At 62.5% G+C, this 12,475-nt stretch carries 12 protein-coding genes; all 12 read left to right on the top strand.

Annotated features, from left to right (window positions below; all coding sequences use genetic code 11):
• The 12 genes from Q6D67_RS09635 to Q6D67_RS09580 all read left to right on the top strand — a co-directional run bounded on the left by Q6D67_RS09635 (window position 1) and on the right by Q6D67_RS09580 (window position 12,465).
• The gene (locus Q6D67_RS09635; RefSeq protein ID WP_304705393.1) at window positions 1-1,194 is read left to right on the top strand and encodes an amine dehydrogenase large subunit; all 1,194 of its coding nucleotides are present in this window, start codon (window positions 1-3) and stop codon (window positions 1,192-1,194) included.
• A gap of 1 nt (window position 1,195) precedes the next feature.
• Window positions 1,196-1,735, top strand: a complete 540-nt coding sequence (locus Q6D67_RS09630) for a MauE/DoxX family redox-associated membrane protein (RefSeq protein WP_304705392.1) — start codon at window positions 1,196-1,198, stop codon at window positions 1,733-1,735.
• Window positions 1,736-1,739: 4 nt separating this feature from the next.
• Window positions 1,740-2,360, top strand: a complete 621-nt coding sequence (locus Q6D67_RS09625) for a redoxin domain-containing protein (protein WP_304705391.1) — start codon at window positions 1,740-1,742, stop codon at window positions 2,358-2,360.
• Complete coding sequence (locus tag Q6D67_RS09620) at window positions 2,357-2,875, top strand: methylamine dehydrogenase light chain (protein WP_304705390.1); 519 nt, start codon at window positions 2,357-2,359, stop codon at window positions 2,873-2,875. The genes Q6D67_RS09625 and Q6D67_RS09620 overlap by 4 nt, the downstream gene beginning before the upstream one ends.
• Entirely contained in the window at window positions 2,875-3,300 is a 426-nt protein-coding gene (locus tag Q6D67_RS09615; RefSeq protein WP_304705389.1) for a cytochrome c, class I, read from the top strand. Before Q6D67_RS09620 ends, Q6D67_RS09615 begins: the two co-directional genes overlap by 1 nt.
• Window positions 3,301-3,306: 6 nt before the next feature.
• Window positions 3,307-3,867, top strand: a complete 561-nt coding sequence (locus tag Q6D67_RS09610; protein WP_304705388.1) for a cytochrome c — start codon at window positions 3,307-3,309, stop codon at window positions 3,865-3,867.
• 19 nt (window positions 3,868-3,886) lie between these two features.
• Window positions 3,887-4,969, top strand: a complete 1,083-nt coding sequence (locus Q6D67_RS09605) for an AraC family transcriptional regulator (RefSeq protein WP_304705387.1) — start codon at window positions 3,887-3,889, stop codon at window positions 4,967-4,969.
• A gap of 309 nt (window positions 4,970-5,278) precedes the next feature.
• Entirely contained in the window at window positions 5,279-6,982 is a 1,704-nt protein-coding gene (locus Q6D67_RS09600) for an amidohydrolase (RefSeq protein WP_304705386.1), read from the top strand.
• A 55-nt stretch (window positions 6,983-7,037) separates the two neighbouring features.
• Window positions 7,038-9,485: a TonB-dependent receptor gene (locus Q6D67_RS09595; protein WP_304705385.1), complete on the top strand. Its 2,448-nt coding sequence runs from the start codon at window positions 7,038-7,040 to the stop codon at window positions 9,483-9,485.
• 11 nt (window positions 9,486-9,496) lie between these two features.
• Window positions 9,497-10,939 carry an amidase gene (locus tag Q6D67_RS09590; RefSeq protein ID WP_304705384.1) on the top strand — a complete coding sequence of 481 codons (1,443 nt, stop codon included), beginning with the start codon at window positions 9,497-9,499 and terminating at the stop codon, window positions 10,937-10,939.
• Window positions 10,940-10,943: 4 nt separating this feature from the next.
• A complete protein-coding gene (locus tag Q6D67_RS09585) occupies window positions 10,944-12,068 on the top strand; it encodes a class II histone deacetylase (RefSeq protein ID WP_304705383.1) in 1,125 nt (374 codons plus the stop codon).
• A 25-nt stretch (window positions 12,069-12,093) separates the two neighbouring features.
• Window positions 12,094-12,465 (top strand): nuclear transport factor 2 family protein, encoded by a 372-nt coding sequence (locus Q6D67_RS09580; RefSeq protein WP_304705382.1) that lies wholly within the window; start codon window positions 12,094-12,096, stop codon window positions 12,463-12,465.
• The last annotated feature ends 10 nt before the right edge of the window (window positions 12,466-12,475 follow it).

Raw genomic sequence — 12,475 nt, 5'->3', positions numbered from 1 at the left:
ATGTGGAATGGATCTGAAACGCGCGCAGTAGCAGCTGTCCTCTGCGGCTTGATGGGGGCGGGACAGGCCCTGGCCGCGGACAAGCCGTTGCCGCCGCCGCTGCCGGTGGAACCGATCGGGATCGTCGAGACCCTGCCGCGGGAATACCCCGCGAGCTGGTTCCTGGTGCACGATGCAGCCTTCTTCCACATGTCCGACGGCAAGGTGTGGGTGCTGGATACCGCGGAGGACACTGTAGCCCGGCAGGTCCAGGGCACTTTCAATGTGTCGATGATCGGCAATATCCAGCAGTCCCCCAGTCGCGCCGAGATCTATGCCACAGAAACTTTCCAGACCCGCGGTACCCGCGGCGAGCGCATCGACGTCCTGACCATCTGGGATCAGGAGAACCTGAGTCCGGTGGCAGAAGTGGTACTGCCCCAGGGCAAGCGTTTCATGGGCCTGCCGGAACGCGATGCGCTGCTGTTGTTGAATGATGATCGCTGGCTGGCCGTGGCCAACTTCAGTCCGGCCGCTTCGGTGACCCTGGTGGATCTCGAGGAACGCAAGATCATTGGCGATATCGGCACCCCGGGCTGTGTTTTGACCTATCCCGCCGGCAAGCGCGGCTTCAGCTCGCTCTGCGCCGACGGCCGCTTCCTCAGCACCGAGTTGGCCGAGGATGGCAGCGTGGTGGCGCAGGTTCGCACCGACGCTTTCTTCGACTCCGACGATTCGCCGATTTTCGAGCGCCCTGCCTATGTTGGCGATATGGCCTATTTCCCCACCTTCGCCGGTGAGGTGATTCCGGTGGACGTCAGCGGCAAGGTCGCCCGCGTGGGAGAGCCCTGGCACCTGGTGCCCGAAGCCGAGCGCGAGCAGGGCTGGGCTCCCGGTGGCATTGGTATCACCGGGGAGGACGATCTCGGCCGCTTTTATGTGTTGATGCATCCCGATGCGACCGATGGCAGTCACAACGGCGGTGGTGCCGAAGTCTGGATCTATAACCCCGAGAAGCAAACGAGGGTTGCCCGCATCGCGCTGCGGGAGTGGGGGCTGTCACTTGCGGTGAGCCGGGGTCCAGAGCCAAAACTGCTGGTGACCAATCCGGTGAACATGAGCCTGGAACTCTACGATGCGCAGAGCGGTGATTTCCTCAAAACCATCCCCGATCTGGGGCAGAACACGCCACTGATGCTGTTTGGTGCCCGGTAGCATGGCGCTGCCGGAAGTAGTGGGCATCGCTCTGGCAGGCTTTCTTGCCTGGCTCTTTGTGGTGGCTGGTGTGCACAAGCTGCGCTACCCGGCCCAGTTCAGCGAGCTCGCGGCACAGTATCTGCCGGTGCCGCTGCGGCCGCTGTGGCGGGACGGGCTGGTGTATCCGCTCGGCGTCCTGGAGGTTGCCATGGCGCTTGCCCTGTTGCTGCCACAGAGCCGGGGCGTGGCAGCGCTGACGGCGGCAGCGCTGCTGGCCAGCTACGCCTTGATGATGGCCTGGCAACTGCTGCAGGGGCGTCGCGACCTGCGTTGTGGCTGTGCCGGCCCGGCTTCGGATGTGCTGGTGAGCCCGGCACTGGTTCTGCGCAATCTGCTGACGGCAGGCCTGGCGCTGCTGTTGGCGCTGCCTCCGGGGCCAATGACCTTGTCGGTCGCTGGCCTGATGTTGGCGCTGGGTATGGCCGGATTTTTCATCGGCCTGTACCTGGGCGCCGAACAACTGATAAGCAATGGCCAGCACATGGCCAGGAGCAGGTAGGAAGATGGAATTATTGGTAATCTCGAACATTGTTCTCTGGCTGGGGTTCGTCGCCATGATTCTGGTTAACCTGGCGCTGGCACGACAGATCGGCGTTCTCTATGAGCGGGTGGCACCAGCCGGTGCCTTGATGCTGAACCAGAAGCTGAAGGTGGGGTCTCCAGCACCCGAGCTCGCACTGGCGACGCTTGATGGGCGCAATGAACAGGTCGGTGGCGCGGGGAGGGGCAAATCCCAGCTGCTGTTTTTCCTGTCGCCGGACTGCCCGATCTGCAATGAACTTACGCCGGCGCTGAAATCCGCGGCCCGGGCCGAGGCCGACTGGGTCGACCTGGTGCTGGTCAGTGACGGTGACGAGCAGGATCACGCGGGTTACGTGAAGCGCAAGGAGCTGGCAGGGTTTCCCTACGCGGTATCGGAAATCGCGGGCAAGGCCTTCGGCGTCTCCAAGCTGCCCTACGGCGTGTTGATCGACGAGCACGGCACGATCGCCTCAATGGGCATCATCAATTCACGCGAACACCTGGATAGCCTGTTTGAAGCCAAGGAACGGAAGGTCGCGTCGATACAGGACTATATGAGCAAGCGCGAAGCTGTGCATTATGTGGAGGCAGACAAGGCATGAACTTCTTTGACAAGGTATTTGAGCAGCGCAGCAGACAGCTGGCCCAACGCAGTTCCCGTCGCGGCCTGCTGAAAGGCCTGGGCGCCATGCTGGTCGGCGGCGCCAGTATTCCCTTGCTGCCGGTTGCCCGCGCTGCCGGAGCCGAAGGCGCGGGTCGGCCGGTGGAAGAGGGCGATCCCAGCAGCTGTGACTACTGGCGTTACTGTGCCATAGACGGCTTTCTCTGCGACTGCTGTGGCGGCAGTGCCAACACCTGCCCCCCCGGGACCGAAATGTCACCGGTCACCTGGATAGGCACCTGCCACAACCCGGCGGACGGCCGCAATTACGTGATTTCCTACAATGACTGCTGCGGCAAATCCTCCTGCGGCGCCTGCCTGTGCATGCGTGACGAGGGCGATCGCCCGGTCTACCGGCCCGACAAGACCAATGACCTCAACTGGTGTCTGGGCACCTCCAGCGTCACCTATCACTGTTCAACCGCTATCGTTGTCGGCGTGGCGTTCGACGACTGATGGTCAGGCTTTTACTACTGCCCGTTCTGCTCTGGTCCGCCGCCGCACTGGCTGCATCCGACGACAGTGGCCGGGTAGTGTTCGACTACCAGATGAACTGCCAGGGCTGCCACACGCCGGATGGCGCCGGTGCCGGCAGTGTACCGGCCATGCAAGGACACGTCGGCGTGTTTCTGCAGAGTCAGGCCGGGCGTGAATATCTGGTGCGGGTGCCCGGTTCGGCGACTTCGGCCCTGAGTGACGAGCGCCTGGCCGCGGTACTGAACTGGATAGTGTATGAGTTCGCTGGCGACAGCCTGCAGTCACCGTTTACGCCTTATACCGCAGCGGAGGTCGCGCCCTTGCGCAAGCATCCGCTGAACGAAGTCGACGACTACCGGCAACATGTTTTACGCGCTATCGCCGGCGCGGATGCGAGAGAGTAAACCTTTATGAAAAAGCATTTGATTCTTGGTGCCGCCCTCCTTGCGGCCTTGGTCACCGGCACGGTGCAGGCCCAGCCGCCGGCGCAGGCCCAGGCCTGTGTCGCCTGCCACGGCAGCAACGGCGTGTCCAGCAACCCTGCCTGGCCCAACCTGGCGGGGCAACATGAGACCTATCTGGCCCAGCAGCTGGTGGCCATGCGCTCCGGCGAGCGCAGCAACCCGCTGATGGCCCCGTTTGTGCGCGGTCTTAGCGATGAAGATATCAAAGTCCTCGCGGCATGGTATGCGGCGCAGGAACTCGCCACCGCGGCCAATGGCGATGCCGATCTGGTGGAGCGGGGCAGGCAACTCTCCGGCGGCTGTACCGCCTGTCACGGGTACGCCGGCAAGCCGGTAGCTGACGCATGGCCAATCCTGGCGGGCCAGCACGCCGCCTACCTGCAGGCCCAGCTGTTGGCCTACAAGCACGACGTGCGGATCCACCCCTTTATGCAGGCGGCGCTGGCGGGTGTGGCGGAAAAGGAATTCGAAGCCCTGGCCTCCTATTACAGCCAGCTGCAGCGCTGAATGCCAACGCCGGGGCGCAATGAATCGGCCGGAGGCTGAGACCTCCGCCGGGGAGCCGCTGTGCGGGCCGGCACAGGGCGAACTGGAGCCATCGCTTTCCCCCCGTTTTGTCGCCTATGTACGTGACTATCTGCTGGATCACGGCGTCGATCCGGAACCGGTGTTCCGTGAGTGCGGCATTGTGTCCAGCCGCTGCGAGGAGCTGGACGCGGCGGTGCCCGCACGGCAGATCACCACGTTGCTCGAGTTGGCAGCCAGGTACAGTAACAACCCCTGCATGGGCCTGCACATGGCCCAGCGCTACCACTACGAGTCCGCGAGCCTGCTGATTCTGGCCGTACTGGCTGCCCCCTCCGTGGGCGATGGAATTCGCTGCCTCTCTCATTACGACCGCTATGTCGACACCGCGATAGCGATCGACTTCGATTTCTGCAAGTCGCTTGCCGAGTTCAGCTTTCGGGTGATCATTCCCGAAGGTGTACCCACCAACCAGTTGAACGAGTATCTGCTGGGTTTCCTGGTGCAGGCCCTGAACACGGCAACGCGGATACCGGTGCCAGTAAAGCAGGTCTGCTTCAGCCACGACAGCGACCAGAACGCGCGCGCGCTGCAGGATTTTTTTCAGGCGCCGGTGAAGTTTTCCTGCGCCGACAACCGGCTTTTTTTTGATCGGAGCTATCTGCAGGAACGCTTTCATACCAGTCACAACCTGCTGCACGAAATCCTGGTCAACGCGATGAAGACCTATTTCGTTTCCGAGCAGGCGGGCAACGGGTTTGTGGATATCCTTTGTCGTGAAATCATCCGCTGTGGCGCGGACGAATCGGCTACCCTTGAGAAGATTGCGGAACGGCTGGCGATATCCCCGAGGACCCTGCGCCGAAGGCTATCCAGCGAAGGTCGCAGTTTTCAGGAGGTCAAAAACCTGGCCCGCGCCAAGCGCGCCAAATACTATCTGCGCCGTACTGCCATGCCTATCGCGGAAATCGCCTATGAACTGGGCTTTTCCGAGCTCAGCGCTTTCAGTCGTGCCTTCCGCTCCTGGGTGGGGCAGGCCCCGCAAGTCTATCGCGAGCAGGCTGGACCCCTGGCCGGCGAATAAACTCTCCTGTGGGAGCCCGCTCCGCGGGCGATCGCGCACAGAGTGCGCTCCTACAGGGTGGGAGCCCGCTGGCCCAGGCCACCTTCTCTGTCCGCTACGCGGCCATTCACCTTGTCCGCGGGCGATGTTGTCTGGGCCTGAATCGCGCAGGGACTGCGCTCCCACGTGGTATTTGGTCAAGCTTTTGTCCACTTCTGTCAATAAGCGATAGCAGCGCCGGCACTAATATCAGAGGCTCCGAACACATACCCGGAGCCCGTCATGCAACGACCGATAACAAATTGGGCGAACGCGATTGCAGGAAGCCTGTTGGTCCTGGTCGCGCAATTCTCCGCCGCTGACCCGGCGTCCACCGCTGCGGATGCGATCTATCTCAATGCGCGTATCTATACCGTAAACCCCGACCAGCCCTGGGCCGACGCCGTCGCGATCCGGGATGGGCACTTTGTGCACGTTGGCGATCGTGCCGGCGCGGAGGCTTATCGCGGGCCGGCCACGACAGTGGTCGACCTGCAGGGTGCCATGGTCATGCCCGGTATCAATGATGCCCACGTGCATGCCCAGCGCGGCGGTGTGAAGAGCCTCTATGAGTGCAACTTCCCGTTCTCGTCCACGCCGGAACAGATTGCCCGGCGGGTGGCCGAGTGCGTGGCCGATAACCCCGACGCCGTGTGGATACGCGGCGGGCAGTGGGACAGCGGTTTTTTCGATACTCACCAGATCGAGTCGCCCCGGGCGTTTCTGGATGTAGTCTCGGGTGACAAGGCCGTGTTGCTGAGTGATGACAGCAACCACAATGGCTGGCTCAACAGCCGCGCCCTGGAGCTTGCCGGTATCGACCGGGACACCCCGGACCCCGCGGACGGCACCATTGTCCGTGATCCGGTGACCGGTGAGCCCAATGGCCTCCTGCTGGAAGGTGTCAAGAAACGAGTGTCGGATCAGCTACCGGAGTGGAGTGAGGAAGAGTTGCGAGCCGGCGCCCGGGAGGCCCTGCGCATCGCCAACAGCTTTGGTATCACCGGCCTCAAGGAAGCCTACTCCGAGCCCCGCGCCATGGCCGCCTTCCAGGCGCTTGAAGTTGCGGGCGATCTGAGCGCGCACCTGGCCCTGGGGGTCCAGACTCCCTACGGTCATCGCAGCGAGCCGCTGGACTACGCGGCAATCGACGAGCAGCGCGACCGCTACGCCAGTGCCGGGCTGCACACCGCGTTTGTGAAGCTGTTTATGGACGGAGTCCCCACCGCGTCGCGTACCGCCGCGATGCTGGAGCCCTACACGCCAGAGCACGCCGATGCCGAGTCGCATCGGGGAATGCTGCACCTGGATCCCGAACTGCTGACACGGGATCTGATCGAGCTGGACAAGCGCGGCTACACGGTCAAGATCCACACCGCCGGTGACCGGGCGGTGCGCGTGGCGCTGGATGCCATCGAGGCCGCGCGTGTCGCCAACGGCGATTCTGGCCTGCGTCACGAACTGGCACATGCCGGCTATATCGATCCGCAGGACCTGCCACGGTTTGCCGAGCTGAACGCGGTGGCCGACCTTTCTCCCTATCTCTGGCATCCCTCACCAATCATTGATTCCGTAGTAGGCGCCGTAGGCTCGCCAAGGGGTGAGCAGTATTTCCCCGTCAGGAGCCTTCTCAAGGCGAATGCTCCGGTGCTGGCGGGTTCTGACTGGCCCGCCGCGGTGGAAACCATCGACCCCTGGCTGGGTATCGAGGCCCTGGTGACCCGGCAGGATCCGCGCGGGCAGTTCCCCGGCAGCTTCTGGCCCGAGGAAGCCATCAGCCTGGGCGATGCGCTGCGGATCATGACCCTGGAGGGGGCCAGGGCAATGCGTCTTGAACACACAACAGGCTCGATCGAGATCGGCAAGTCCGCGGACATGATCGTGCTGGATCGGGATCTTTTTGCCATTGAGCCGCAGGACATCAGCGAAACCCGGATCCTGCGCACCTTGTTTGCCGGCAACACCGTCTATGCAACAAGCGGCACGGTCCAGTAGTCCGCGCCGCAAAGCAACGCACGCATTCAATGACCAATTATCGAGGGGAATGATCATGGCACCTATACACCCTGCTACAGGATTACAACGCCGCCAGCTCAGCGCTGCGGTACTTCTGGCAACGCTGGCCACAGGCGCCACGGTTGCCCACGCCCAGCTTGAAGAAGTGGTTGTAACAGCTCAGAAGCGGGCCCAGAGCGCCAATGACGTAGGCATCACTATCAATGCCTTTACCGGCGACCAGCTGCGGGACTTCGGTGTGCTGACGGCGGAAGATATCGCCATGCTCACACCCGGTCTTACGGTGAATGAGACCGCGGCTACTGGCGTGCCCCTGTATACCATCCGCGGTGTGGGCTTCCAGGACTACTCCACTGCGGCGTCGTCCACAGTCGGTATTTACTTTGACGAAGTCGCCATGCCCTACACGGTCATGACCCGGGGCCTGGTCTTTGACACCGAGCGGGTTGAAGTCCTGAAGGGCCCCCAGGGCGATCTCTATGGCCGCAACACCACCGCGGGCCAGATCAATTTCATCAGCAACAAGCCCACCCGGGAGTTCGGCGCCGGTGCCACCGCGAGTTACGGCAGCTATTCCACCTGGGACCTGGAGGGTTTCGTAACCGGCGGCAACGACCTGGCCCAGGGCCGACTGGCCTTCAAGACCATCCAGTCCAGCAAAGGGTGGCAGAAGAGCGCAACCCGCGACGACAAGCTGGGCGAGAAGGATGCGACCGCACTGCGCGGGATCGTGAATTTGGATATCAGCGACACTGTGCGCCTGATGTTGAGCACCCATTATGTCAAGGACGACTCGGAGAACAAGGCGAACACCGCCTACGGTGGAACCCCTTTCGGGCTGGGCGAGTTTACCAACCCCTATACGCCTCTGGACGAGTACCTGCTGCCCACTGGCAGCAATTTCGGCGAGACCCCGCCCTGGTATTCCACGGGTGACAACGAAGTTGCTGACTGGACCAACAATTATACCAGTCCCATCACCGGCAAGACCTTTAACATCAGGCCCCGGCGCGACAATGAACTGACCGGTTTCGCCGCCCGCCTGGAGTGGGATATCGGCTCCATGACTCTGACCTCGGTCACCGGCTACAACGAATTTGAGCGCGAGGAAGCCAATGACTGGGATGGAGGCTTCTACAACGATTCCAGCAATATCAATACCACGGACCTGGAGGTGTTTTCGCAGGAGCTGCGTCTCTCGGGTGATACCGGACCGGTAAACTGGGTCGGGGGGCTTTACTATGCCAAGGATGAGATGGACGAGTACTACCATTACTTCATGTCCGACTCGGTATTCGGATTTGGCTCCATTCCCTGGGGTGTAGACCTGTTTGCGGCGACCCCGATTTTGGAGCTGGATACCAAGTACAGTCAGGAAACTGAATCCGCCGCTGTATTTGGTCATGTGGAGTGGCAGTTTACCGACGCCTGGCGGTTGACGTTGGGGGCGCGCTACACCGAGGAAGACAGGGATTGGGCTGGCTGTACTTTCGTCGCCGAGGACGGCAGCCTGGGCAATTTCCTCAACGCAAACTTCGGTGCCAACCTCGGCCCGGGAGACTGCGGCACCATCAATGATGACCCGACCTCGCCCGATTACATTTTTGCAGTTATCGGCACGCCCCGGGTAAACGATGCGTTTCAGGTCTATGAAGACTCCATCAGTACCGATCGCTGGATGGGCAAGGTGGGCCTCGATTACTCGCTCAACGATGACCTCCTGATGTACGGCATGGTCTCGGTGGGCTTCAAGTCCGGCGGCTTCAACGGTGCCAACTCCAATACCACCCAGCAGCTGACCCCCTACGACGAGGAGAAGCTCACCTCCTATGAAGTGGGGATGAAGGCCACATTGTTGGAGGGCCGGATGCAGCTCAATGCCGCCACCTTCTTCTACGACTACGAAGACAAGCAGGAGCAGGACACGGCCGTAACTTTTGTCGGCAACATCTCCGGCCTGACCAATGTGCCCGAGTCTGAAATCACCGGCGCCGAAGTTGATCTCAAGTGGCAACCGGTGACCGGCCTCAACGTCAACCTGGGCGTTGCCTGGCTGGATACCGAGGTCACCAAATGGAACGCGGTAGACCCGGTACAGAGCAGCTGGCCGGTGACGGTGCGGCGCGATGTCTCGGGTATTGAGCTGGCACAGGCGCCGGAGTGGTCCTACGCTGGCCTGGTCAGCTACGAATGGCCCCTGGCCAACGGCCTGGTGCTGGAAGTGGCCGGCGATGTCAGCTTTACCGATGACACCACCGGTGGCGTATCCCCGGAGGATGCGACCGAAGACTACACCCTGTTCAACGCCCGGCTCGGCGTTGGCTCTGCCGATGGCCAGTGGCGGGCCCTGGTGTGGACGCGAAATCTCACCGACGAGGACTATTATCCCGCCGCCTACACGGGTGGCAATGGTCCCTTTGTGCGTAGCTATGGCATGCCCCGAACCGTCGGGATAACGCTGAACTACAACTTCGGGCAATAGGACGCAGGCGCATGGATGTAACGGAGTACCTGCAGTACGACGCTTTGGGGCTCGCGGAGCTGGTCCGTAGCCGCGAAGTCACTGCGACGGAGCTCGCGGACTGTGCGCTCGCCCTGGCGGAAGATTGGAATCCCCGGATCAATGCCCTGGTAGAGGTTTTCGACGACATCGATGCCGATCTGGCGGCGATACCGCCGGGAGCGACCTTTGCCGGGGTACCATTTCTGATCAAGGATCTGGTATTGCAGGCCCAGGGCCGGTGCTCGGAGATGGGCTCCCGGCTTGCTCGGGGCCTGGTTGCGCCTGCTGACTCCGATCTGATGGCCCGCTTTCGGCAGGCAGGGCTTGTGACCCTGGGGCGGACCGCGGTTCCGGAGATGGGGTACAACTGTGCAACCGAGACTGTTGCCTTTGGCGCGACCCGCAACCCCTGGGATGTGTCGCGCAGTCCCGGTGGTTCCAGCGGTGGCAGCGCCGCGGCGGTGGCCGCGGGCATCGTGCCGGTGGCCCATGCCAATGATGGTGGCGGCTCGATCCGCATTCCCGCCTCCTGTTGCGGACTGGTGGGGCTCAAGCCGGGTCGCGGACGGGTTCCCATCGGTCCGGGCGCCGCTGACGGGCTCGGCGGTCTGGGTATCGAATTCGTGTTAACGCGCACAGTGCGCGACTGCGCGGCCATGCTGGACGCGGTGCAGGGCCCGGGCATCGGTGACCCCTATGTTATCGCGCCACCGGATCGACCCTATACAGAGCCCCTAAAGCTGCCTGGCGGCCTGCGCATTGCTTTTAGCACCGAGCCCTGGTCGGGTGTGCCGGTGGATCCCACCATTCGCGCTGCGCTCGAGGCTACCGCAAGTCTGCTGGCAGGCATGGGGCACCAGGTGCAGGAAGGCGCGCCGGCACTTGATGGAGGCCGTTTTGCCCAGGCCAACACGGATCTCTGGTCTGCCCATATCGCCCACTGGGTGATGGACATCTGCGCCGCCACCGGGCGCGAGGTCAATAGCAACAGTCTGGAGCAGGCAACGCTGGCAATTTACGAACACGGCATGCACCTGTCGGCAGTGGATCTGCTGCACGTGGAGGACTATTTCAATCTGGTCAGTCGCGACTTCGGTCACTTTTTTACCCGCCACGATATTCTGGTGACACCAACGGTGGCCCAGTTGCCCTGGCCTGTGGGTGAGCATGCATCTGCCGGCGGCAATTACACAGCCCGCAGCTGGACCGATCAGGTCTTTCGCGACGCCCCGTTTACCGCCGTGTTCAACGTCACCGGGCAACCGGCCATTTCCCTGCCCCTGGGACGCAGCGAAAGTGGGCTGCCGTTCGGTATTCAGTTTGCCGCCAGCCAGGGTCGTGAAGACCTGCTGCTGGCCCTGGCCGCAAGCCTGGAACAGGCGCAGCCCTGGCCGCTGATCGCGGACCAATTCAAATCCCAAACACGGAGGTAACGGCATGCAGGCCGCTACGCGCAAGACGGGCTTTGTCGCCCACGAGCTTTACATGTGGCACAACACCGGCAATTACGCCGGGCCGATGCCCTATGGCAATCCGGTGCAGCCAGACACGCATGCGGAAAATCCGGAAACCAAACGCCGCTTCCGCAACCTGCTGGAAGTGGCGGGCCTGACCCCACAGCTCCACGTCATTGTGCCAAGGGAGGCCACGGAGGAGGAAATCCTTCGCTTTCATACCCGTGAGCACCTGGAAAAAGTCAGGACGTTGAGCGCGGGTGTAGGTGGCGACGCAGGCCCCTTCACTCCTCTGGGGCGGGGCAGCTATGAGATTGCCATGCTGTCGGCGGGCGGGGTACTCGCGGCGCTGGAGGCGCTGATGGCGGGGGAGGTCGATAATGCCTATGCCCTGGTGCGGCCTCCGGGTCACCATGCCCTGGCGGATATGGGTATGGGCTTCTGCCTGTTCGGTAATGCGGCGATCGCCGGCTTGCATGCCTTTGAGCATTTCGGGCTCGAGCGTATCGCCTTTGTCGACTGGGATGTGCATCACGGCAATGGTACCCAGAGCGCGTTCTACGATGACCCGCGGGCGCTGACCATTTCCGTGCATCAGGACAACTGCTTTCCGCCCGATTCCGGCTACCGGCACGAGAATGGTGAAGGTGCAGGCGCCGGTTTTAACATCAATGTGCCGCTGCCTCCCGGATCCGGCGTGGGTGCCTATGAGGAGGCCTGGGATCGGGTGGTGATCCCCGCGCTCGACCGCTTCCAGCCGCAGCTGATCATCGTGCCCTCGGGGTTCGATGCCGGTGCCTACGATCCGCTCGGACGCATGCAGATGCACAGCGATGGCTACCGCAGTCTTGCCCGCAAATTGCGTCAGGCTGCCGAGCGTCACTGCGGCGGCCGCCTGCTGATGTGTCACGAGGGCGGCTACAACACCTGGACCGTGCCCTTCTTCGGGCTTGCGGTCATGGAGGAGCTGAGTGGCGCCGTAACCGGTACCGTCGATCCTTTCCTGGAGATGCATGGGGCGCTCGGTGGGCAGGACCTGCAGCCGCATCAGGCCGAGGCCATCGCCCTGGCGGAGGCCCTGCTGCACACGCTGCCGTGCCGCTCGTGAGGGCTATATCGGGAGGGCCACGCTGATGGCGCGTTCAGAGCATCTGGCGGCGGTGCAGGTGGTGATCCAGTCCTACGTGGATGCCTGCGGCCGGGGCGACGTATTGGCACTGCGTGCGCTGTTCCATCCCTCGGCCATAATGAGCGGCTACCTGGCGGGTGAACTCGTTACCGGCAGCCCGGAGCCTTTTTTCACTGCGGTAGGCGCTAATCCGGCACCGGTTGCCTCGGGTTTGCGCTACGATGCACGCATTGATACTGTCCACATGGATGGCCGCATTGCCACCGCAGTATTGCGGGAGACAGGGTATCTGGGGATGGATTTCGTGAACCACTTCCAGTTGCTCGAGATCGATGGCCAGTGGCATATTGTGGCCAAGTTGTTTGAATCACTGTAACCGGGTGTAA

Origin of the sequence: Haliea sp. E1-2-M8 (genome assembly GCF_030649675.1) — a bacterium.
Classification (GTDB): Bacteria; Pseudomonadota; Gammaproteobacteria; order Pseudomonadales; family Halieaceae; genus Haliea.
This window is presented reverse-complemented; position numbering and strand designations above follow the sequence as displayed.

What these genes read in the sequence shown, in the direction of transcription:
- Q6D67_RS09635 (WP_304705393.1), top strand. Translation starts at nt 1, where the DNA reads ATGTGGAATGGATCTGAAACGCGCGCAGTAGCAGCTGTCCTCTGCGGC.
- Q6D67_RS09630 (WP_304705392.1), top strand. Translation starts at nt 1,196, where the DNA reads ATGGCGCTGCCGGAAGTAGTGGGCATCGCTCTGGCAGGCTTTCTTGCC.
- Q6D67_RS09625 (WP_304705391.1), top strand. Translation starts at nt 1,740, where the DNA reads ATGGAATTATTGGTAATCTCGAACATTGTTCTCTGGCTGGGGTTCGTC.
- Q6D67_RS09620 (WP_304705390.1), top strand. Translation starts at nt 2,357, where the DNA reads ATGAACTTCTTTGACAAGGTATTTGAGCAGCGCAGCAGACAGCTGGCC.
- Q6D67_RS09615 (WP_304705389.1), top strand. Translation starts at nt 2,875, where the DNA reads ATGGTCAGGCTTTTACTACTGCCCGTTCTGCTCTGGTCCGCCGCCGCA.
- Q6D67_RS09610 (WP_304705388.1), top strand. Translation starts at nt 3,307, where the DNA reads ATGAAAAAGCATTTGATTCTTGGTGCCGCCCTCCTTGCGGCCTTGGTC.
- Q6D67_RS09605 (WP_304705387.1), top strand. Translation starts at nt 3,887, where the DNA reads ATGAATCGGCCGGAGGCTGAGACCTCCGCCGGGGAGCCGCTGTGCGGG.
- Q6D67_RS09595 (WP_304705385.1), top strand. Translation starts at nt 7,038, where the DNA reads ATGGCACCTATACACCCTGCTACAGGATTACAACGCCGCCAGCTCAGC.
- Q6D67_RS09590 (WP_304705384.1), top strand. Translation starts at nt 9,497, where the DNA reads ATGGATGTAACGGAGTACCTGCAGTACGACGCTTTGGGGCTCGCGGAG.
- Q6D67_RS09585 (WP_304705383.1), top strand. Translation starts at nt 10,944, where the DNA reads ATGCAGGCCGCTACGCGCAAGACGGGCTTTGTCGCCCACGAGCTTTAC.
- Q6D67_RS09580 (WP_304705382.1), top strand. Translation starts at nt 12,094, where the DNA reads ATGGCGCGTTCAGAGCATCTGGCGGCGGTGCAGGTGGTGATCCAGTCC.